This window comes from Pseudomonas sp. R76 (assembly GCF_009834565.1).
GTDB lineage: Bacteria > Pseudomonadota > Gammaproteobacteria > Pseudomonadales > Pseudomonadaceae > Aquipseudomonas.
The window spans coordinates 1,788,730-1,810,825 of record NZ_CP019428.1; the positions used below are offsets into that span (position 1 = coordinate 1,788,730).

Annotated in this window: 20 protein-coding genes; 12 read left to right on the plus strand and 8 right to left on the minus strand. The window is 60.7% G+C overall.

Annotated elements, in window-relative coordinates; translation table 11 throughout:
• Nucleotides 1-7: 7 nt before the first annotated feature.
• Nucleotides 8-2,272 (minus strand): putative bifunctional diguanylate cyclase/phosphodiesterase, encoded by a 2,265-nt coding sequence (locus PspR76_RS08110; RefSeq protein ID WP_159954722.1) that lies wholly within the window; start codon nucleotides 2,270-2,272, stop codon nucleotides 8-10.
• Nucleotides 2,273-2,411: 139 nt separating this feature from the next.
• On the minus strand, nucleotides 2,412-2,777 hold the full coding sequence (locus PspR76_RS08115; RefSeq protein WP_159954723.1) for a YkgJ family cysteine cluster protein: 366 nt from the start codon (nucleotides 2,775-2,777) through the stop codon (nucleotides 2,412-2,414).
• Nucleotides 2,778-3,028: 251 nt separating this feature from the next.
• Here PspR76_RS08115 and PspR76_RS08120 point away from each other — a divergent pair, with 251 nt between their 5' ends.
• Nucleotides 3,029-4,375 carry a spinster family MFS transporter gene (locus PspR76_RS08120; protein ID WP_159954724.1) on the plus strand — a complete coding sequence of 449 codons (1,347 nt, stop codon included), beginning with the start codon at nucleotides 3,029-3,031 and terminating at the stop codon, nucleotides 4,373-4,375.
• Nucleotides 4,376-4,431: 56 nt separating this feature from the next.
• Here PspR76_RS08120 and rapA read toward each other — a convergent pair whose 3' ends face one another.
• Nucleotides 4,432-7,278: an RNA polymerase-associated protein RapA gene (rapA, locus tag PspR76_RS08125; RefSeq protein WP_159954725.1), complete on the minus strand. Its 2,847-nt coding sequence runs from the start codon at nucleotides 7,276-7,278 to the stop codon at nucleotides 4,432-4,434.
• 264 nt (nucleotides 7,279-7,542) lie between these two features.
• Here rapA and PspR76_RS08130 point away from each other — a divergent pair, with 264 nt between their 5' ends.
• Nucleotides 7,543-7,884 (plus strand): aspartate-semialdehyde dehydrogenase, encoded by a 342-nt coding sequence (locus PspR76_RS08130; RefSeq protein WP_159954726.1) that lies wholly within the window; start codon nucleotides 7,543-7,545, stop codon nucleotides 7,882-7,884.
• Here PspR76_RS08130 and PspR76_RS08135 read toward each other — a convergent pair.
• The 3 genes from PspR76_RS08135 to PspR76_RS08145 form a co-directional block, all read right to left on the minus strand.
• Nucleotides 7,881-9,062, minus strand: coding sequence for an aminotransferase class V-fold PLP-dependent enzyme (locus PspR76_RS08135; protein ID WP_159954727.1), 1,182 nt, complete (start codon nucleotides 9,060-9,062; stop codon nucleotides 7,881-7,883). The two genes, PspR76_RS08130 and PspR76_RS08135, sit on opposite strands and share 4 nt — an antisense overlap.
• The gene (locus PspR76_RS08140; RefSeq protein WP_159954728.1) at nucleotides 9,059-9,529 is read right to left on the minus strand and encodes a RidA family protein; all 471 of its coding nucleotides are present in this window, start codon (nucleotides 9,527-9,529) and stop codon (nucleotides 9,059-9,061) included. The genes PspR76_RS08135 and PspR76_RS08140 overlap by 4 nt, the downstream gene beginning before the upstream one ends.
• A 91-nt stretch (nucleotides 9,530-9,620) precedes the next feature.
• A complete protein-coding gene (locus PspR76_RS08145) occupies nucleotides 9,621-10,493 on the minus strand; it encodes a LysR substrate-binding domain-containing protein (protein ID WP_159954729.1) in 873 nt (290 codons plus the stop codon).
• A 100-nt stretch (nucleotides 10,494-10,593) separates the two neighbouring features.
• On the opposite strand from PspR76_RS08145, the gene PspR76_RS08150 reads away from it, so the two are divergent.
• Entirely contained in the window at nucleotides 10,594-10,788 is a 195-nt protein-coding gene (locus PspR76_RS08150) for a hypothetical protein (RefSeq protein WP_159954730.1), read from the plus strand.
• 143 nt (nucleotides 10,789-10,931) lie between these two features.
• On the plus strand, nucleotides 10,932-11,048 hold the full coding sequence (gene ccoM / locus PspR76_RS31490; RefSeq protein WP_017137226.1) for a cytochrome c oxidase subunit CcoM: 117 nt from the start codon (nucleotides 10,932-10,934) through the stop codon (nucleotides 11,046-11,048).
• 253 nt (nucleotides 11,049-11,301) lie between these two features.
• On the opposite strand, the gene PspR76_RS08155 is transcribed toward ccoM, so the two are convergent.
• On the minus strand, nucleotides 11,302-12,777 hold the full coding sequence (locus tag PspR76_RS08155; protein WP_159954731.1) for an inorganic phosphate transporter: 1,476 nt from the start codon (nucleotides 12,775-12,777) through the stop codon (nucleotides 11,302-11,304).
• A 323-nt stretch (nucleotides 12,778-13,100) separates the two neighbouring features.
• Entirely contained in the window at nucleotides 13,101-13,301 is a 201-nt protein-coding gene (locus PspR76_RS08160) for a hypothetical protein (RefSeq protein WP_003189295.1), read from the minus strand.
• Nucleotides 13,302-13,848: 547 nt separating this feature from the next.
• On the opposite strand from PspR76_RS08160, the gene pcaR reads away from it, so the two are divergent.
• The 8 genes from pcaR (at nucleotide 13,849) to PspR76_RS08200 (ending at nucleotide 22,086) form a co-directional block, all read left to right on the plus strand.
• Entirely contained in the window at nucleotides 13,849-14,691 is an 843-nt protein-coding gene (gene pcaR / locus PspR76_RS08165) for a pca regulon transcriptional regulator PcaR (protein ID WP_025855315.1), read from the plus strand.
• 144 nt (nucleotides 14,692-14,835) lie between these two features.
• A complete protein-coding gene (locus PspR76_RS08170; protein WP_159954732.1) occupies nucleotides 14,836-16,176 on the plus strand; it encodes an MFS transporter in 1,341 nt (446 codons plus the stop codon).
• A gap of 300 nt (nucleotides 16,177-16,476) precedes the next feature.
• Entirely contained in the window at nucleotides 16,477-17,334 is an 858-nt protein-coding gene (locus PspR76_RS08175; protein WP_159954733.1) for a CoA transferase subunit A, read from the plus strand.
• Nucleotides 17,334-18,113, plus strand: coding sequence for a CoA-transferase subunit beta (locus tag PspR76_RS08180; protein WP_159954734.1), 780 nt, complete (start codon nucleotides 17,334-17,336; stop codon nucleotides 18,111-18,113). The genes PspR76_RS08175 and PspR76_RS08180 overlap by 1 nt, the downstream gene beginning before the upstream one ends.
• Nucleotides 18,110-19,312, plus strand: coding sequence for a 3-oxoadipyl-CoA thiolase (gene pcaF, locus PspR76_RS08185; RefSeq protein ID WP_174245669.1), 1,203 nt, complete (start codon nucleotides 18,110-18,112; stop codon nucleotides 19,310-19,312). Before PspR76_RS08180 ends, pcaF begins: the two co-directional genes overlap by 4 nt.
• Before the next feature lie 17 nt (nucleotides 19,313-19,329).
• Nucleotides 19,330-20,034 carry a protocatechuate 3,4-dioxygenase subunit beta gene (pcaH, locus tag PspR76_RS08190; RefSeq protein ID WP_159954736.1) on the plus strand — a complete coding sequence of 235 codons (705 nt, stop codon included), beginning with the start codon at nucleotides 19,330-19,332 and terminating at the stop codon, nucleotides 20,032-20,034.
• Nucleotide 20,035: 1 nt separating this feature from the next.
• Nucleotides 20,036-20,602, plus strand: a complete 567-nt coding sequence (pcaG, locus tag PspR76_RS08195) for a protocatechuate 3,4-dioxygenase subunit alpha (protein ID WP_159954737.1) — start codon at nucleotides 20,036-20,038, stop codon at nucleotides 20,600-20,602.
• 188 nt (nucleotides 20,603-20,790) lie between these two features.
• Entirely contained in the window at nucleotides 20,791-22,086 is a 1,296-nt protein-coding gene (locus PspR76_RS08200) for an MFS family transporter (protein ID WP_159954738.1), read from the plus strand.
• Nucleotides 22,087-22,096 lie beyond the last annotated feature (10 nt).

A 22,096-nucleotide genomic window follows, 5' to 3' on the forward strand; every position in this document is an offset into this window, starting at 1 on the left:
TTCGGCGTCAGCGAATTGGCCTGACGGTAGAAGGGGGACCGATACGGCCTGGGTTGGCCTCTTTCGACGCAGACGTGTCCTTGGTGCCTTCCACGCTGAAGGGATAGAGCGGGTTGCGCATCTGAATGCCCTGCATCACGCCAACGATGTCACTGAAGGGCACCGCCGGGCTCAACAAATAGCCCTGAATGAAATCGCAGTCGTGCTTAAGCAGCAGCTCAAATTGCGCTTGGGTTTCCACGCCCTCGGTCACAACCTGCAGATGCAGGGTGTGAGCCATGCCAATAATCGCCTGGACGATCTCGATATCGGCGGTGGACTTGGGAATGTCCTGGATAAATGAACGGTCGATCTTCAAGGTATTGAGCGGCAGGCGCTTGAGGTAAGCCAACGATGAGTAACCGGTGCCGAAATCATCAATGGCCAGCGATACGCCCAGGGCGCGGATTTGCCGCAACAGCGCCAGCGTACTGCTGATATTGCCCATCAGTGCGTTTTCGGTCACCTCCAGCTCAAGGCGGTTGGCGGCAATCCCGGCGAAGCGCAGGGCGGCTTCGATTTCATCCGCCAACTCGTCACGGGCCAGGTTCAGCGCCGAGCAGTTCACGGCCATGGTCAACTCGGTGTAGCCGCGGTCGGACAACAGGCTCAAATCGTGGCAAGCCTGGCGCAACACCCAGTGGTCCAGGTCGGCAATCAACCCGTTGTTTTCGGCAATCCCGATAAACCGGTCCGGGGCCAGCAGCCCGTGTTGCGGGTGCTGCCAGCGTACCAGGGCTTCCAGCCGAGTGACCTTGCCGAGCTTCATGTCGAAGATCGGCTGGTAAAACAGCACCAACTGATTGCGGCCACGCAGGGCTGCGCGCAATTCCTCTTCCAGTTGCAGTTCGAGGAACGCACGGGTTTTCAGGTTGGAGCTGAAAAAGTTGAGGCTGTTGCGCCCGGTGTCCTTGGACTGGTAAAGCGCCAGGTCGGCCGTTTTCAGCAGTTCTTCGCAACTCAAGCCGTCCTCGGGAAACAGGCTGATGCCGATGCTGGTGGTCATCACCATGCGCCGGCCGGCCAGTTCGATCGGTTCTTTCATCTTCTGCATGATGCGCTGCGCCAAGTGCCGCGCTTCGTCGCGATGGTGAATGCTGATCAGGATGCAGAACTCATCGCCGCCAAACCGCGCGACCACATCCTCGTGGCTGCGTACCGAGCCTTTGATATGCCCGGCAAGTACCGTGAGCAACTGGTCGCCGGCGTCATGCCCCAGGCTGTCGTTGATGCGCTTGAAATGGTCGATATCGAGGAAGATCACCGCCATCATGCCGCGACTGGCGGTTTTTTCTGCGACTTTCTCTGCAAAGATCTGGTTGAAGCCGCGACGGTTGAGCAGGCTGGTCAGCGCGTCAAAGTGCGCCACCTGTTGCAGCGAGGCGCGGGCTTGGTCGAGTTCGCTGAGCAGGGCGTTGACCCGGCGCAGGTCGCGTTCCTTGTGCTGCAGCTTTTTGTCCGCCAGGGCCGCGCTGACGCTGCTGCCGATTACCAGCAAGGTAATCACGGCGACTGACAGGCCGAGTTGAATCGGGTTGTTGTCCAGTGGCAACGACAGGTCAGCTTCGGTCGGCACCAGCATTTGCATGGCGGCCATGCCGGTGAAGTGCATGCTCAAGATCCCGGCGCCCAGCACCAGGCTGGCGGCGTATTTAAGCAGTTGATGGAACACGCCCGTACCGTTGCGCAGGTAGCACGACAGCAACAGCGCGGCCAGGCTGGCGCCAATCGCGATGCCGACCGACGCCATGAACAGCCTCGAGTCGAAGTACACCTGCGCCTGGGAGTGCATGGCCGACATGCCGACGTAGTGCATCAACGCAATGCCCAGGCCCATCCAGATAGAGGCCAGCAGGTACTGATGAAAGCGCAGTTGGGCATGACTGAGGGTTTGCATGGCAAACAGCGAGGCAATCAATGCGATCACCAGCGAGGCGAACGTCATGAGCAATTCGTAATGAATGGCGATAGGCGCCTGGAACGCCAGCATGCTGATGAAGTGGGTCGACCAGATGCCGCCTGCCAGGCAACCGGCGCCGAGCCAGCGCCAATGGCGACGGGCGGTGGGGTCTTCGACATGCCCGACGCGTTCAGCCATGTCCAACGTGCCAAACCCGGCCGCGCAAGCGACCAGGTAAGCCAACAACACCAGAAAGGGGTTATGACTGCAATTGAGTAATAATTGCCCGCTGTCCGGAAGGTCGGTAAAAAAATGCATACCTAGCCATTCCATAGCATGTCCCGTCAAAGTCAGTACGTCATTGCCTTCAGCAATGGCCTATGACCTCGAGTATAGAAGCCTCGCGGGATTTGCCAGGAATAATGGCACTTTGCTCTCAATGATTTTGGCATGCCTGCCATAGCGTTTGATGCTAAGCGCTGATCGGCAACTCCAACTCAAAAGGCGCTTGCAGTGGCGGCAGGCCAAAGGCCGCACGTGCCGTATCGCAGTCGACGTTCTGTTCGCCCTGGCTCCAGGACGCGTCGAACTCGCGGCACGGGCTCGACCGTTGTTCATAAATGGTGCAACGGGTGCCCTTGCCGACTTCACCCTCAAGGCTGCAGCAGCGTGCAGGTTTCTGGTCGGTGCCGATCATCGCCACGCGCGTGGGGTTGATCTGCACCACCAGATCATCGGGCACCGTGCCCCCCGATGAGGCGCACTCACCCCAGAAGAAAGACACACGAAAGTGTGAACAGCAGGCACCGCAACTCAGACACGGACTGGCTTCGGACATGGGCGTCATCGATAAGAAAAGTAGGATTGGGTATTACAGGAAGGCTCGCCATTCTATCCGTGGCGTTGCCGTTGGGAAGGGGGGCGTGAACTTATATTTTCGTAGGTAAAGTCCCGTGAAGCCGGGTGAAATCATGCCCTATCAGCTTTACGAATCATTACAGACAACCGGCCGCTGCCTGACTATGTTGCAGACACCGGGCAGGATGCATCGGGCATCGCAGCTCTCATAACAATAAAAGAGACGGACCCATGCAGAACTCGACCCAAGCGGCGAATGCCTGGCGCATTCTGTTCCTGCTGTTCCTCGCCAACCTGTTCAATTTCTTCGACCGCACCATCCCCGCGATCATCATCGAGCCAATCCGCATGGAATGGCACCTGAGCGACTTCCAGCTCGGCATCATCGGCACCGCCTTCACCATTGTCTACGCCATCGCCGGCCTGCCGCTCGGGCGCCTGGCCGACACCGGTTCGCGCAGCAAACTGATGGGCTGGGGCTTGTTTGCCTGGAGCGGGCTGACGGCGATCAACGGCATGGTCGGCAGCTTCTGGACCTTTTTGCTGGTGCGCATGGGCATTGGCATTGGCGAAGCCAGCTATGCGCCGGCGGCCAACTCGCTGATTGGCGACCTGTTTCCGGCGCACCGCCGCGCCCGCGCCATGGGCATTTTCATGCTCGGTTTGCCATTGGGTCTGCTGCTGGCGTTCTTCACCATCGGCGCGATGGTCAAGGCGTTCGACAGCTGGCGCGCGCCGTTCTTTATTGCCGCCGTGCCGGGGATGATCCTCGCGGTGTTCATGTTCTATATCAAGGAACCCAAGCGCGGCGCGGCCGAAACCGTGCAGGTGTCCCAGGAGCGCGTCGACCGCCCGATTCGCCGCGTGCTGGCGGTGCCGACCTTTCTGTGGCTGGTGCTGGCCGGGCTGTGCTTCAACTTCGCCACCTACGCGTGTAACTCGTTCCTGGTGCCGATGCTGCAGCGCTACTTCCTCATGCCATTGCAGGAAGCGGCCGTTGCCACCGGCGTGATCGTGGGTATTACCGGGCTTGTCGGGCTGACCTTGGGCGGCTGGATTGCCGACAAGATCCATCAGCGTGTCGCCAATGGCCGGCTGCTGTTTGCGGCGTGCAGCTTGATCATCTCCACTGTCACCACCGCCTGGGCATTGCACGCCGGGCGCATCGAGATTGGCGTGTTTGTGGCGCTGTTCAGTGTGGGCTGGCTGTTTGCCTATAACTTCTACACCTGCGTGTACACGGCGATTCAAGACGTGGTTGAGCCACGCTTGCGGGCCACGGCGATGGCACTGTTCTTTGCCGGGTTGTATTTGCTCGGTGGTGGCATGGGGCCAATTGTCGTGGGCGGGCTGTCGGATCACTTTGCCCATTCGGCGATGTACGCCGATGGCGCGGCGCAGATGACTGAAGCGTACAAGGCGGTCGGGTTGCATGACGCCATGTACCTGATCCCGGTGGCGCTGTTCTTGACCATGCTGTTTCTGTTCCAGGCCTCGCGCAGCTTTGTGCGTGATGCCAAGCGGATGAAGGATGGGTTGGGGGCGGTGGAGGTGCCGGCTGCGGCGGCTGTAGCTTGATCAACAAAAAAGGCCCGCATTGTGCGGGCCTTCTTCTTAACAGGGCAGGGCGGTTATCAACCCGCCACCAACACCCGAATCGCTTCCAGTCGCAGCGCCGCCTTGTCGAGCATGGCCAGGCCTTGCTCGCGTTGCTGACGCAGGGCCACCAGCTCGCTGTCGCGCACGGTCGGGTTGACCGCTTGCAACGCGGTCAGGCGCGCCAGCTCTTCGTCGGTGTCCGCCGCCAGACGGCGCTTGGCCTCGGCCACACGCTCGGCGTGGCGCGGGGTGATCTTCTCTTCGCCGGCATTGATGCGCGGCGTAAGTTGGTCGCGCTGGGCCTGCACGAACTTGTTGGCGCTGGCGCGTGGCACGCTTTCCAGCTGGTCGTTCAGGGTTTCAAACGACACACGGCCGGACAGGTCATTGCAATTCGCATCCAGCAGGCAGCGCAAAGCGGCCGGTGGCAAGTAACGGCCCAGTTGCAAGGAGCGCGGCGCAACCACTTCACTCACGTAGAGCAATTCCAGCAACACGGTGCCCGGCTTGAGCGCCTTGTTCTTGATCAGCGCCACGGCGGTGTTGCCCATCGAGCCGGACAGCACCAGGTCCATGCCGCCCTGCACCATCGGGTGTTCCCAGGTGATGAACTGCATGTCTTCGCGCGACAGCGCCTGGTTGCGGTCGTAGGTGATGGTCACACCTTCGTCGTCGCCCAGCGGGAAGCTGGCGTCGAGCATTTTTTCGCTGGGCTTGAGGATCAGCGCATTTTCCGAATGGTCTTCGCTGTCGATGCCGAAGGCGTCGAACAGGGTTTCCATGTAGATCGGCAGGGCAAACTGGTCGTCTTGCTCAAGAATGTCTTCCACCAGTGCATCGCCTTCACCCGCGCCGCCGGAGTTGAGTTCCAGCAGGCGGTCACGACCGGTGTGCAGCTCCTGTTCCAGACGCTCGCGCTCGGCACGGGCTTCGTCGATCAGGGCTTGCCACTCGCCATCGTCGGCGTTTTCCAGCAACGGCAGCAGGCGTGGGCCGAACTGATGCTGCAAGGCGTTGCCGGTCGGGCAGGTGTTGAGGAATGCGTTCAGCGCTTCGTGATACCACTGGAACAGGCGCTCTTGCGGGCTGGTTTCCAGGTAGGGCACGTGCAACTCGATCACATGTTTCTGGCCGATCCGGTCCAGACGCCCGATCCGCTGTTCCAGCAAGTCTGGGTGGGACGGCAGGTCGAACAGCACCAAGTGGTGAGAAAACTGGAAGTTGCGACCTTCACTGCCGATTTCCGAGCAGATCAACACCTGGGCGCCAAACTCTTCATCGGCGAAGTAGGCGGCGGCGCGGTCACGCTCGAGGATGTTCATGCCCTCGTGGAACACCGTGGCCGGGATGCCGGAACGCACGCGCAGGGCGTCTTCCAGGTCCATGGCGGTTTCGGCGTGGGCGCAGATCACCAGCACTTTGGTGCGCTTGAGCATCTTCAACTGGTCGATCAGCCATTCGACGCGCGGGTCGAAGCGCCACCAGCGGTTCTCTTCCTCGACATCCGGCTGCGACTGGAAGCTGACTTCCGGGTACAGCTCGGCGTGTTCGCCCAGCGGCAACTCGAGGTATTCGTCCGGGTTCGGCAGCGGGTAGGCGTGCAGCTTGCGCTCCGGGAAACCCTGCACGGCAGCGCGGGTGTTGCGGAACAGCACGCGGCCGGTGCCGTGGCGGTCGAGCAGCTCACGCACCAGGCGCGCGCTGGCTTCGGTGTCGCCATCGTTGACCGCGGTGAGCAGCGCTTCACCTTCGTCGCCGAGGAAACCCTGAATGGTCTTGTGCGCGGTTGGCGACAGGCGGCCTTTATCCAGCAGCTCCTGCACGGCTTCGGCCACCGGGCGATAGTTCTCGCTCTCGGCGCGGAAGGCGTGCAGGTCGTGGAAACGGTTCGGGTCCAGCAGGCGCAGGCGTGCGAAGTGGCTGTCCTGGCCCAGTTGTTCCGGGGTGGCGGTGAGCAGCAGCACGCCGGGAATCACCTCGGCAAGCTGTTCGACCAGCGAATACTCCGGGCTGGCTTTGTCTTCATGCCAGACCAGGTGGTGGGCTTCGTCGACCACAAGCAAGTCCCAGCCGGCGGCGAACAGCGCGTCCTGGGCTTTCTCGTCGTCCACCAGCCACTCCAGGGCCACCAGCGCAAGCTGGGTGTCTTCGAACGGGTTGGTGGCATCGCTTTCGATAAAACGTTCTTCGTCGAACAGCGCGACTTGCAGGTTGAAGCGGCGGCGCATTTCCACCAGCCACTGGTGCTGCAGGTTTTCCGGCACCAGGATCAGCACGCGGCTGGCGCGGCCCGACAGCAGTTGGCGATGGATCACCAGGCCGGCTTCGATGGTCTTGCCCAGGCCCACTTCGTCCGCCAGCAAAACCCGTGGCGCAATACGGTCGGCGACTTCACGGGCGATGTGCAGTTGGTGAGCAATAGGTTGCGCACGCACGCCACCCAGGCCCCACAGCGAAGACTGCAATTGGCGGCTGGTGTGTTCCAGCGTGTGATAGCGCAGCGAGAACCAGGCCAGCGGGTCGATCTGCCCGGCGAACAGGCGGTCGCTGGCCAGGCGGAACTGGATGAAGTTGGACAGTTGGGTTTCCGGCAGGGTGACCTGCTCGTTCTGCCCATTGAGGCCGTGGTAGACCAGCAGACCGTCGACGTCGTCGACTTCCTGTACGGTCATTTTCCAGCCTTCGAAATGGGTGATGCTGTCACCCGGCGAAAACCTCACGCGAGTGAGGGGCGCATTCCGTAGCGCATACTGACGAGTGTCGCCAGTGGCCGGATAGAGCACGGTCAACAAGCGCCCGTCCTGTGCCAGAACGGTGCCTAACCCCAGCTCTGCTTCGCTGTCACTAATCCAGCGTTGCCCCGGTTGATACTGCTGCGCCATGCTGCCTGACTCCCGCCGTGAAAAAGCCGACTATCTTAACGGAACAAGCGTCTGAGCCAAAGGACTCTGATAAAAGGGGCTCTGATAAAAAAGCGCTCTGATAAAAAGGACTCTGACAAAAGCTACTCTGTTAGCAGCAGGCTTCGGAAGCTGGATCGACGGGTGGCAGGCACTTGCGAGTGTCGACTGGGTCACAGCTTGGCGTGCTTGCGCTCAAGTCGCCCTGCCACCCGCCGACAGCCTGTTGATCAGGAGAATAAAATTATGCTGCCACCCATGCTGCCCGTCAGCGTTGTGCCGGTCACGTCACAACTTGACCCGGTGCGCCAGAAGCCGGATATCCCGCCCGTGGTGCCAGTCCAGGCGGGCTCCAGCGAAAGCACCATCGACCTGAAAAAGGGCGATGCCGAGCAGTCGACCTTGCTGCTGCGTGAAGAACAGCGCCGCCAGCAGGAGCAGCAGAAACGTCGCCGCGAAGCCGACGAAGACCCCGACGCACATTTGGCGATCCCCGGCGATGTGCTCAATGCCGACAACACCGTGCCGGTGGTGCCGTTGATCGAAGATGCGCCGCGCCAGGGCCTGTGGGTGGACGTCGAGGTTTAGTCGCGCAATTCGCGCAGCGCGGCGATCAGCTGTTCGATGTCGTCTTCGGTGTTGAGCGGGCTGACGGAAATGCGCGCAATGCTCGTAAGATCCCGCGCCTGCATATCCAACGGGGTGTAGGCCACGCCATTGGCGCCGATGTTGATGCGTTTCAACCCCAGGCGCCGTTTGAGTTCGAACGCATCCCAGCCGGCGAGGTTGAAGGCGATCAAGCCTGAGTGGCTCGCGCCCAGGTCGTGCAAGGAAACGCCCGGAATCTGACGCAATGCTTCACGGATTCGCCCGCTGAGCTGCACAACCCTTTCCCACGTCTGTTCCACGCCCAGTCGATTGACCTCCTGCAACGCATTGCCCAAGCCGACGAGCAAGGCGTAGGACGCTTCGCTAGTCTCAAAGCGCCGGGCGTCATCGCGCAGGTCGTACCCGTCGGCGGTCCAGGGCGCCGAGAACACATCGCGCTGAGCGGGGTTGAGCTGCTGGAGAAAATCCGGCCGCACATACAGCAACGCCGTGCCGCGTGGCCCGCGCAAGTGTTTGCGCCCGGCCGACTTGAGCACATCGCAGTGCAGCGCCTGCACGTCCACCGGCAACTGGCCGACGGCCTGGCCAGCGTCGATGAAGTAGGCGATGTTGTGCCGCCTGGCCACTTCGCCGATTGCCTGGGCCGGGTTGATCAGGCCGCCGTTGGCCGGCAGCCAGGTCAGGTCGATCAACTTGACGTGGGCATCGATCATCGACTCCAGCGCCTTCGGGCAGACCGCGCCGGTTGCATCGCACGGGATCACTTCAATTCGAGCACCGGCCTGCACCGCCAGTTGCATGCTCGCCAGGTTTCCACCCCATTCATGGCGGCCGACCAGAATACGCTCGCCCGGCTGCCACGGGCCCAGCGCCTGAAACGCCATGCTCCAGGCGGTGGAGCCGCTGCTGGCAAAGGCGATCGAAGCGGTCGGCGCATTCAGCAATTGCGCGGCTGCGCGCCGGGCTTTTTCCACCAGGATGGCCCCATGTTCACCGGCTTCCATCGGGCCGTCGCGGGCTTCGCGTTGCAGCTGGTCGATGATCGCGTCGAGGGTGGCCTGGCTGGGCAGCGAGGCACCGGCGTGGTTGAAGTGCACGATGCCCGACTGACAGCCGGGCGTGCCATCGCGCAGGTGCTGGACGTCGAGCGGGCTCACGGCTGCAGCTCGAAAATCGCGTCTACCTCCACGGCCACGCCGGCTGGCAGGCTGGATACACCGACGGCGGTGCGTACATGCCGGCCCTTGTCGCCCAGGGCGTTCACCACCAGGTTTGACGCGCCGTTGGCGACCACGCTCTGGCGCTGGAAGTCGCCGCTGCTGGCAATGAACACGCCCAGGCGCAGAATGCGCACCACGCGCGACAGGTCATCACCGACCGCATCGCTCAGTTGCCCCAACAGGCCCAGCGCCGCCAGCTCTGCCGCCTGGGCACCTTCTGCATCGCTGAGGGACTCGCCCAACCGGCCGATGTAGGCAGGCTTGCCGTCGACCATGGGAATTTGCCCGGAGATAAACAACTGGCTCTTGCTGATCACATGATTGATGTAATTGGCCGCCGGCTGGCTGGGCGTTGGCAGTGTCAGGCCAAGGGCGTGTACGCGTTGGCGGATAGAGTCGCTCATGGTGAAACCTCTTGAGTGAAGAAGGTTTCAGCATGTTGGCTGCGACAATGGGCGACAAACGGATAGAACTTACTCGACGTATCGAAATAACTCACGCGTCGTTGCAGGTTTCCTTCAACCACTGGCTGAAGCATTCGGCCGCCTCACTGGCGGGGCCTTGGGGCGCGATCAGCCAGTAGCCGATTTCGCTGTGATAGGGCGGCCAGTCAAAGGCTTGCACCAGGCTGCCATCCTGCAACTTGCGCTCAATCAAACGGTGCCGGCCCATGGCGATGCCCTGGCCGGCCACGGCGGCTTCGACCACGATGTTGTAGTCGTGCAACATCACGCGGGGGTGGCGCTCGAGGTCGACTTGATAATGCGCGGACCAATCGGTCCACTCAAAAGGCCGGTGCGAGGTGGCCATCAACAGCGCGCCATTGTGCACGTGGCTGGCCTTGAAGGCCGGGCTGCACACCGGTGAGATCACTTCAGGCATCAGCCGTGTGGCGTCTACATCGGGCCAGTCGCCCTTGCCATAACGGATAGCCAGGTCGACCTCGGCGGCGGCGACGTTGGCCAATTGAATCGACGGCAGCAACTCCACCTGGATATGCGGGTAACGGTTAAGAAACCCCGCCAGGCGCGGAGCCAGCCACAGGGTGGCGAAGGAGGCGAGCAGGCCTACGCGCAGCACGGTGGAACTGGGCGCGGTCTTTTGCGCGCGGGTAGCGGCGGCGATGGCGTCGAGGGCGGGGCGGATTTCGTCGTAGTAACGCTGGCCGTCGGCAGTCAGATCGATCGCACGGGTGCGTCGGATAAACAGCGATTTACCCAAATGCAGTTCGAGCTTCTGCACCTGGTGGCTCAGGGCACTTTGCGTCACCGATAACTCGTTCGCCGCCTTGATAAAACTCAAATGCCGCGCAACGGCCTCGAAGGCGCGCAGGGCCAGCAGCGGCGGAAGGTCCTTGTGCAATGCCACCTGAAGGCTCCTGCTGGGTAGGGTGGAAAGTGCCGATTTTGGGCGATGACCTGCATTTTGTCGCCCGCTGATTTGCCGTCGGGCGGACGAGGCCGCATTATTGAGCTATTCCCGCCACGACGTAAGCCAAGCCATGAGTGATGACGACAAGCTGATCGACCTGAATGCCGAACGTGCCAAGCGTGTGCATGACTTGAATGACAAACGCCTGAATGAAGTTCGTCAGGCGTTTGAACAAGCGATGCCACTGGGTAACGTTAAGAAAAAGCCAAAGAAAAAGCCGAAAAAGCGTTAAAACAACCTGCATCTGTTGATGCAGGTCAGTTATTGCCCTTCTTTACGCCCCGTTGCGGGCGACATTGATCCCCGTCAATTTTCCAATCCGCCTTCTCCATTAACTTAGCCCTATCGCAACAGGGCACGAGCAGGAGGCCGGTCATGTTTTTCGATAATGTGGTGTTTGCCGGGGTGCTGACTGTCAGCCTCATGGTGCTGTTTTTTGTAGGATTCGGGATTTTTATCTGGAAGGACGCTAATAAGCGTAAAGAACCGTAAGTTCTTCCGGGTTACATGAGCACGCAAGGCATTTTGGGCGACTTCGGTCGCCCTTTTTTTGTCTGCTATTTAATGTGATCGTTCCGACGCTCCGCGTGGGGAATGCCGCCGAGGACGCTCTGCGTCCCGCACCTGTAGTTGTGACGCTGAGCTTCACTCGATGCATTCCCACGCAGAGCGTGGGAACGATCAGTGGGGATAAAAAAAGGCGTGATCCTTATCGGGATCACGCCTTTTTTTCAACAGCAGCTTATCAGCTGCCCAACGCCTTGGACGCTAGCCAGAACAACCCGGCCGACAGGCCCACGGTTGCCGGCAAGGTCAACACCCAAGCCATCAGAATGGTCTTCACGGTGCCACCTTGCAGGCCGCTTTTGTTGGCAACCATGGTCCCGGCAACACCGGACGACAGCACATGGGTGGTGGAAACCGGCAGGCTGAAGATGTTCGCCAGGCCAATCATGCTCGCCGTGGTGATCTGCGCCGACATGCCCTGGGCATAGGTCATGCCCTGCTTGCCGATCTTCTCACCTATGGTCAGCACTACACGTTTCCAACCGACCATGGTGCCCAGGCCCAGGGCCAGCGCGACCGCGAGGATCACCCAGAACGGCGCGTACTCGGTGGTGGCCGTCAGGTCTTTACGCAGCTTGTCCAGGTCGGACTTCTCACGCGCATCCAGGCCTGGCAACTTGCCGACTTTCTTCGCAGTGTCGTCCAGGCACAGCAGGTAGCGGCGCACTTCAATACGGTGTTCGGAGGTCAGCGAGTGGTAGTCCGAGACACCTTTCAAGGTCTCCATCAGCGCGCTGATAGTGGGCTCGGTCTGCTGCGGGTTGCACTGGAACTTGCCCGGCAGGTCATCCTTCACACTTTTGCCCAGTGCCAGGAACTCGCCGAGGGTGGCGTTGTTACGCTGGTAGAACTGGCTCAAGTGCACGGTGGCGTCACGGGTGCGCTCGATCTGATAGGTGGTGCTGCCCAGGTCGAGTACAAACTGTGCCGGCACGATGCCGATCAGCACCAGCATGATCAGGCCGATACCTTTCTGGCCATCGTTGGAACCGTGCACGAAGCTCACGGCCATGGCCGAAATCACCAGCACCAGGCGGTTCCAGAACGGCGGGTGTTTCTTGTCGTCGAGCTTGCGGCGCTGGTCTGGGGTCTTGTGCATTTTCGACAGTGGGCGCCACCATTTCAGGCCGATCAGCACCAAGGCTGCGACCAGGAAACCGGCCATCGGCGAGAACACCAGGGACGCGCCGATATCGATCGCTTTCTGCCAGTTCACACCGTCAGCCAGGGGAATATCGTTGATCAGGGCGTTCGCCAGGCCGACACCGAGGATCGAGCCGATCAACGTGTGGGAGCTGGAGGCCGGGATACCGAAGTACCAGGTGCCCAGGTTCCAGGTAATCGCCGCTGCCAATAATGAGAAGACCATTGCCAAACCATGGCCGGTGTTCACATTGATCAGCAACTCCACCGGCAGCAAATGCACGATGGCATAGGCAACACCCACACCGCCGAGCAACACGCCGAGGAAGTTGAACACCCCGGAGAAGAACACGGCCAGGTGCGGCGGCATGGCTTTGGTATAGATGACTGTGGCCACCGCGTTAGCGGTGTCATGAAAGCCATTGATGAACTCGAAGGCGAGGACAAAGGCCAGGGCGAGCAACAGGCTCACTAGAACCCAAGCATCCAGTCCGCTGAATAAATCGATCATGAAGGTTTTCTGACCCGGTCGTAAGGGGGCGCGATTATGCCAGAAAACCTCAGTAATCGATGCACTAGCTGCTCATCGGTCGCAATCTTCACTGAAAAAAGTCCGAGCAAAGGGGCGCATCCCAGGGTTTTCGGGGCTTTGGCAAGTCTTTGATTTATAAAGCGCGTGGCCCGAAAGGCGGGTTTTTTTGACCGAAATGTCACGTTTGAAACATTTGTACGAAATTTCGCTCAAGGCTGTAGGAGCCTGATGAAAATCAGGTCGCCCACCGCTGGCAATGAGCCAGCGGTGGTGGCAAAACCTTGGCGCTCAAATCGAAGTGCTTATGGCTCTTCGGTTTTGAGTTCCTGTTCAATCTTTTGGATTTCCTGGGCAAATGCCTGATCCAGCAAGCTGGCTCGCTTGCGCCACGGCTTGCGCTCGGGCTCAGGCTGGGCGGCGTAGGTGGTGACTTCCCCGCCGTAAACGTCCTTGTAACGTTGCTCCTGGCGCTCAAGTTCCGCGCGCAGTTCGTCTTTCGTCACAGTGTTACCTAATTGAGTTGAGTTATTGACTGTGCAGCGTTAGGCCTGAAAGTCGTCCTCGGGTTATTTCAAATTGAACAACGCAGCCGTTCAAGTTTGAAAGAGGACCAAAGGGCATATCTTTTAAGCGGTTACTTGTGACCGGTGATGCACATTGCGCAACGCCTGGCGAGCTCCAATCCCGATATCGATACCGGGCTGACCTCTGCACAAGCTGCATTATAGCGGCGCATTTGAATAACACTATCACCATGAAGTTAAAAAGCGTCAACGTCGTGTGAGGGTTTTGTTACATGCTCGCGTCAGTAATTGTGAAAAGCTGGCGGCATAAAGTCTGCACTCAACTAAATGTCACGTATGAGTACGTCAACTGTATGGATCCCTCGTGCAGTATCGGTGCTCGGCGTGCTGGGCAAATTGCGATTATCGAATGATCGTCCGATAATCGCCCAATGTTGCGGCCCCAGCCTTGTACATCAAGGCCAGCGCGGCTTGTAATAGCGGCCAACCCTCCCAGCGGTTGAAAAATAAGAGAAAGGACCCTGAAATGAACGATCAATTGCGCAACTCCTTCGCGTCAGTGGCGCCGCCGATCGTGGCTTCCCCGGCCAAGCGCATCCAGGCGTTTACCGGTGATCCGGATTTCATGACCTCGCTGGCCCGTGGCTTGGCGGTGGTGCAGGCGTTTCAGGAGCGCAAACGCCACCTGACCATCGCCCAAATCAGCCACCGCACCGAAATCCCGCGCGCTGCCGTGCGCCGTTGCCTGCATACGTTGATCAAGCTCGGCTACGCCACCACCGACGGACGCACTTACTCGCTGCTGCCCAAAGTCCTGACACTGGGCCATGCCTATTTATCCTCCACACCCCTGGCGGTCTCCGCGCAGCCGTACCTGGACCGCATGAGCGAGCAACTGCACGAAGCCTGCAACATGGCGACCCTGGAAGGCGACGACATCCTCTATATCGCTCGTTCCGCCACAACCCAACGCTTGATTTCGGTGGACCTGTCGGTGGGCGGGCGCCTGCCGGCGTATTGCACGTCCATGGGCCGCATCCTGCTCGCGGCGTTGGATGATGCCTCGCTGCAGGATTACCTCGATCACGCCGACCTGCAAACCAAAACCAGCCGCACCCTGACGACCCCCGAAGCCTTGTTCGAATGCCTGCAACAAGTGCGTCAGCAAGGTTGGTGCATCGTCGACCAGGAACTGGAGCAAGGCCTGCGCTCCATTGCGGTGCCGGTGTACGACGCGTCCGGCCAGGTTCTGGCTGCGTTGAATGTCAGCACCCATGCCGGACGGGTCAGTCGCAGTGAGTTGGAACAGCGTTTCCTGCCGAGCATGCTCAGCGCCAGTCGTGAGTTGAGTGCCCAGCTATTTGCCTAAGTGTTCGGTCACCGCACAGAACCCGGCTTGATCAATTGACGGTGTTTCCCCAGGCTTATTAATGTGCGGCAGCGCTCTAGCGCGCCCCAATAATAATGACGGCCCCAGGCCGTTCGCCCGCCCATCGGTGTGGAAATAACAATAATGAACCAGCCCTCTGTCGGTACTAACCTGGACGTGCAGTCCTTTATCAACGCCCAGCCGCTGTCACGTTATCAGTGGCGTGTGGTGATCCTGTGTTTCCTTATCGTTTTCCTCGACGGCCTCGACACCGCCGCCATGGGCTTTATTGCGCCCGCGCTGTCCCAGGATTGGGGCATCGACCGCGCCAGCCTCGGCCCGGTGATGAGCGCCGCGTTGATCGGCATGGTGTTCGGCGCGTTGGGTTCAGGCCCGCTGGCCGACCGCTTCGGGCGCAAAGTGGTGTTGGTGAGTGCGGTGCTGGTGTTTGGCGCATTCAGCCTGGCGTCGGCCTACAGCACCAACGTCGACCAGTTGCTGGTGTTGCGCTTCCTCACCGGGCTGGGCCTGGGGGCGGGCATGCCGAATGCCACCACCTTGCTCTCCGAGTACACCCCTAAGCGCCACAAGTCGCTGTTGGTGACCAGCATGTTCTGCGGGTTCAACCTGGGCATGGCCGGTGGCGGGTTTATCTCCGCCAAGCTGATTCCGGCGTTCGGCTGGCACAGCCTGTTGATGATCGGCGGCATCCTGCCATTGATCCTGGCGGTGGTGCTGTTGGTGTGGCTGCCGGAATCGGCACGCTACCTCGTGGTGCGCAATCGCGGCACCGACAAAGTGCGCAAGACCTTGTCGCCCATCGAGCCCAATCTCGTCGCCCAGGCCACCAGCTTCAGCGTGCCGGAGCAAAAAACCGTCAAGGCGCGCAATGTGTTTGCGGTGATCTTCTCCGGCACTTACAGCGCCGGCACCTTGTTGCTGTGGCTCACTTACTTCATGGGCCTGGTGATTGTTTACCTGCTGACCAGCTGGCTGCCGACCTTGATGCGTGACAGTGGCGCCAGCATGGAACAGGCCGCGTTTATCGGCGCATTGTTCCAGTTTGGTGGCGTATTGAGTGCGGTCGGCGTGGGCTGGGCGATGGACCGGTTCAACCCTCACAAGGTCATCGGTACTTTTTACCTGCTGGCCGGGGTGTTTGCCTACGCGGTGGGGCAGAGCCTGGGCAACATCACCTTGCTGGCGACTCTGGTGCTGGTGGCCGGCATGTGCGTCAACGGCGCGCAATCGGCGATGCCCTCATTAGCCGCACGCTTTTACCCGACCCAAGGCCGCGCGACCGGTGTGTCGTGGATGCTCGGCATCGGCCGCTTCGGCGCGATTCTCGGCGCGTGGATGGGCGCGACGTTGCTGGGGCTGGGCTGGAACTTCGAGCAGGTACTCACCGCGCTGGTGATTCCAGCGGCATTGGCCACGGCTGCCGTTGTGATCAAAGGCATGGTCAGCCATGCGGACGCGACCTGAGGTCTGACACGATTTTGTAGCAGCCACGAGACCATGTGGGAGCTGGCTTGCCTGCGATTGCATCAACTCAATTTGCCTGCTGGACCGAGTCGTCTGCATCGCAGGCAAGCCAGCTCCCACATTGACGGTTGGGAGCTGACCTGGCTGCTTTGCACGAAAGATTAGCTAGGCAACAATTCGTTCGATAATCGAACACTCCGTCGATTATCGGATTGTTCGGCTCAATGCCCCGGCTTAATCTTCAAGCACTTCGGCGCCACCTCAGCGCCTTTTTCGATCAACACCGGGAGCCCGAACCCCATGGCTGAAATTCTTGCGCTGCGTGACGCGGTGAAGCAATTCGTGAACGACGGCGATACCGTCGCACTGGAAGGCTTCACCCATCTGATCCCTACGGCAGCGGGTCATGAAATCATCCGTCAGGGCAAGAAAGACCTGACGCTGGTGCGTATGACGCCTGACCTGATCTACGACCAGTTGATCGGTGCTGGCTGCGCCCGCAAGTTGATTTTCTCCTGGGGCGGCAACCCGGGTGTGGGCTCCTTGCATCGCCTGCGCGACGCGGTGGAGAAACAATGGCCGCAGCCGCTGGAGATCGAAGAACACAGCCACGCTGACCTGGCGAATGCCTACGTCGCCGGTGCATCGGGCCTGCCGTTCGCGGTGCTGCGTGCCTACGCCGGTTCCGACTTGCCCAAGGTCAACCCGCTGATCAAAACCGTGACCTGCCCGTTCACCGGCGAAGTGCTGGCGGCCGTGCCCTCGGTACGCCCGGACGTCACCGTGATCCACGCACAAAAGGCCGATCGCAAGGGCAACGTGTTGCTCTGGGGCATTCTCGGTGTGCAAAAGGAAGCGGCGTTGGCCGCCAAGCGTTGCATTGTCACCGTCGAAGAAATCGTCGACGACCTGAATGCACCGATGAACAGCTGTGTGTTGCCGACCTGGGCCCTGACCGCGGTGTGTCATGTACCGGGTGGCGCGCATCCGTCCTACGCTCACGGCTACAACGAACGTGACAACCGCTTCTATCAGGCGTGGGACCCGATCGCCCGCGACCGTGGGACTTTTACCGCCTGGATAGACGAATACATCCACGGCACCGCCGACTTCAGTGAATTCCAGGCCAAGCTGGCCAATGCGCAGGAGGCCAAGTAATGGCTTACTCGACCAATGAAATGATGACCGTCGCCGCCGCGCGCCGCCTCAAGAACGGCTCGGTGTGCTTTGTCGGCATCGGCTTGCCCTCTAAAGCCGCCAACCTGGCGCGCCTGACCTCGTCGCCCGACGTGGTGCTGATCTACGAGTCCGGCCCGATAGGCGCCAAGCCAAGCGTGTTGCCACTGTCCATCGGCGATGGCGAGCTGGCCGAAACCGCCGACACCGTGGTGCCGACCGGTGAGATTTTTCGCTACTGGCTGCAAGGTGGGCGCATCGACGTCGGTTTTCTCGGCGCCGCCCAGGTCGACCGCTTCGGCAATATCAACACCACCGTGGTCGGCGATTACCACCAGCCCAAAGTGCGCCTGCCAGGTGCCGGTGGTGCGCCGGAGATTGCCGGTTCGGCCAAGAGCGTGCTGATCATCCTCAAGCAGTCGGCGCGTTCGTTTGTCGACAAGCTCGACTTCATCACCTCGGTCGGCCATGGCGAAGGCGGCGATTCACGCAAACGCCTGGGCCTGCCGGGCGCCGGTCCCGTAGGGATTATTACCGACCTGTGCATCATGGAACCGGAAGCGGGCAGCCATGAGTTTGTGGTCACCGCGCTGCACCCTGGCGTAACCCGTGAGCAAGTGGTCGCGGCCACTGGTTGGGCGATTCGGTTTGCCGATCAGGTGGAAACGACTGACGAACCGACGGAGGTCGAACTGACCGCCCTGCGTGACCTTGAAGCCCGCACCGCCGCCGCCCATGGCCAAGCGCCAGGAGAAGCCTGATGCGCGAGGTATTTATCTGTGATGCCATCCGCACGCCCATTGGCCGATTTGGCGGTGGCTTGTCCACGGTGCGCGCCGATGACTTGGCGGCCTTGCCGATCAAGGCACTGATCGAGCGCAACCCGTCGGTGGACTGGTCGGCTGTCGACGAAGTGTTCCTCGGTTGCGCCAACCAGGCCGGCGAAGACAACCGCAACGTTGCGCGCATGGCGCTGTTGCTGGCGGGCCTGCCAGAGAGCATTCCCGGCGTGACCCTCAACCGCCTGTGCGCCTCGGGCATGGACGCCATCGGCACGGCTTTCCGCGCCATTGCCAGCGGCGAAATGGAGCTGGCGATTGCCGGTGGCGTTGAGTCGATGTCCCGCGCGCCATTCGTGATGGGCAAGGCCGATGCGGCGTTTTCACGCAACATGAAGCTGGAGGACACCACTATCGGCTGGCGTTTTATCAACCCGTTGATGAAGGCCCAGTACGGCGTGGACGCGATGCCGCAGACCGCCGATAACGTCGCCGATGATTACAACGTGTCTCGCGCCGACCAGGACGCCTTCGCCCTGCGCAGCCAGCAACGCACTGCCGCCGCGCAGGCTGCCGGGTTCTTCGCTGAAGAAATCGTTGCGGTGCGGGTTGCGCACAAGAAGGGCGAGACCGTGGTGGAACACGATGAGCATCCACGGGACACCACCCTGGAAGCCCTGGCCAAACTCAAGCCAGTGAATGGCCCGGACAAGACCGTAACCGCGGGTAATGCTTCTGGCGTGAACGATGGCGCGGCGGCACTGATACTCGCCTCCGCCGACGCGGTGAAAAAACACGGCCTGACCGCCCGCGCGCGCGTACTGGGTATGGCCAGCGCCGGTGTCGCACCACGGGTGATGGGGATTGGCCCGGTGCCGGCGGTGCGCAAGCTGGTGGAGCGCCTCGGTTTGGCGGTCACCGACTTTGACGTCATTGAACTCAATGAAGCCTTCGCCAGCCAAGGCCTGGCGGTGCTGCGTGAGTTGGGCATTGCCGACGACGCCCCCCAGGTCAACCCGAACGGCGGCGCCATCGCCCTCGGCCATCCGTTGGGCATGAGCGGCGCGCGGTTGGTGTTGACCGCGCTGCATCAGTTGGAAAAAACCGGTGGCAGCAAAGGCCTGGCGACCATGTGTGTAGGCGTCGGCCAAGGCTTGGCCCTGGCGATTGAACGCATCTAAAAAGAGAGGATTGCTCCATGAGTGACAAGCCCGGATACCGGCGCCCGCAAGCGGGCACTCAACCTGATTACCTGCACCCGGCCTACCAGTCGACGAACCTGCGTTCGCCGTCCCAGCCATTGGTGTTTCTGCCGCATTCGCTGTCGGAAATTACCGGCCCGACCATCGGCGCCGAGCGCGTCAATGAGAAGGACAATGACCTGACTGCCCAGCACGAGGGCGAGCCTCAAGGTGAGCGCATCATCATTCATGGCCGCGTGCTGGATGAAAATGGCTTGCCGGTGCCAGGCATTCTGGTGGAGATCTGGCAGGCCAATGCTGCGGGCCGTTACAACCACAAGCGTGACCTGCACGATGCGCCACTGGACCCGAACTTCACCGGCACCGGTCGCACCGTTACCGACGCCGATGGCTGGTATCAGTTCCAGACCATCAAGCCCGGTGCGTACCCGTGGGGCAACCATCACAATGCGTGGCGCCCGGCGCATATCCACTTTTCCCTGTTCGGCCCGAGCGTGCTGACGCGCCTGGTCACACAGATGTATTTCCCCGGCGACCCGCTGCTGGAGTACGACCCGATCTACAACTGTGTGCCGGACACCTCGGCCAAACAGCGCCTGATCGCCCGTTTTGACCTGGAAAAAACCATTCCTTCCTATGCCCTCGGCTACCGCTGGGACATCGTCCTGCGCGGCCGCGACGCCACGCCGATGGAGAAATGAGATGACACTCAATGCGACCACGTCCCACACCGTCGGGCCGTATTACCACATCGGCCTGACCTGGCTGAACCGCGAAGACCTGACCGTGCCGGCCACCCTTGGCGAACGCGTGGCCATCAGCGGGCAAGTGGTGGATGGCAACGGTGATGTCGTTAACGACGCCATGCTTGAAGTCTGGCAGGCCAATGCGGCCGGCAAGTACGACCACCCGGAGGATGAGCAGGACAAAGCCGTCGACCCTCACTTCGAAGGTTTTGGCCGAGTGCCGGTGGATGCCGAAGGGCGCTTTCGCTTTACCACCATCAAGCCGGGCAGCGTGCCGGGGCTGAAAGGCACGACCCAGGCGCCGCACCTGGTGGTGCTGGTGTTTGCGCGTGGGTTGGTGAAGCACCTGCTGACGCGGATTTATTTTGACGGCGAGGCGTTGAATGGCGACGACCCGTTGCTCGCGTGCGTGCCTGCCGAGCGGCGCGGCACGTTGATTGCCCAGCAGGATGGGGCAGGGGTGTATCAGTGGAATGTGATTTTGCAGGGCACAGATAAGGAAACGGTGTTCTTCGACTATTGAGACCCGATCGTTCCCACGCTCTGCGTGGGCATGCAGCCAGGGACGCTCTGCGTCCCAAAGCCTGACGCAGAGCGTCACAAAAGGCATTCCCACGCAGAGCGTGGGAACGATCACCAAAAGTCTGCTTGCGGAACATGGTTGTTGCAAAGTATGTCTAGGCTATAACCGTTCCCACTGAGTGAAAAAACATGACAACAACAACGAGTCACTACACCGGAGAAGAACGCAGCAAACGGATTTTTGCGATTGTCGGTGCTTCCTCCGGCAACCTTGTCGAGTGGTTCGACTTCTACGTTTATGCCTTCTGCGCCATCTATTTTGCCCCGGCGTTTTTTCCGTCGGACGACCCTACGGTCCAACTGCTGAACACCGCCGGCGTATTCGCTGCCGGGTTCCTGATGCGACCGATTGGCGGCTGGTTGTTTGGCCGCGTGGCCGACAAGCATGGCCGTAAAAACTCGATGATGATCTCGGTGCTGATGATGTGCGCCGGCTCCCTGGTCATCGCCTTCTTGCCCACTTACAAAGACATCGGCGCCTGGGCGCCGGCCTTGCTGCTGGTGGCGCGTTTGTTCCAGGGCTTGTCGGTGGGCGGCGAATACGGCACCACCGCGACCTACATGAGTGAAATTGCCCTCAAGGGCCAGCGTGGCTTTTTCGCCTCGTTCCAGTATGTAACCCTGATCGGCGGGCAACTGCTGGCGGTACTGGTCGTGGTGATCCTGCAACAGTTTCTCAGCGAAGACGAACTGCGTGCCTGGGGCTGGCGGATTCCGTTTGTGATCGGCGCCATTGCGGCGGTGATCTCTCTGCTGCTGCGTCGCACCTTGAAAGAAACCACCAGCAAGGAAATGCGCGAAGACAAGGACGCCGGCAGCATCGTTGCGCTGTTACGCGACCATGGCAAAGCGTTCGTTACCGTGCTGGGCTACACCGCCGGCGGCTCGCTGATTTTCTACACCTTCACCACTTACATGCAGAAGTACCTGGTGAACACCGTCGGCATGCACGCCAAGACGTCGAGCTACATCATGACGGGCGCGCTGTTTCTCTACATGTGCATGCAGCCGCTGTTCGGCATGTTGGCGGACAAGATCGGCCGCCGCAATTCGATGCTCTGGTTTGCCGGTCTTGGCACGCTGTTCACCGTGCCGATTCTGCTGACCTTGAAAACCGTCAGCAGCCCGTTCCTGGCCTTTGTCCTGATCACCCTGGCGTTGGCGATTGTCAGCTTCTACACCTCGATCAGCGGCCTGGTCAAAGCGGAAATGTTCCCGCCCCAGGTGCGTGCCTTGGGCGTGGGCCTGGCCTATGCGGTGGCGAATGCGATTTTTGGTGGTTCGGCGGAAGTCGTCGCGTTGAGCCTTAAATCCATCGGCATGGAAAACGCCTTCTACTGGTATGTCACCGCGATGATGGCGATCGCCTTCCTGTTCAGCTTGCGCCTGCCGAAAGAGGCGGCGTACCTGCACCACGATCTATAAGGGACGCGTT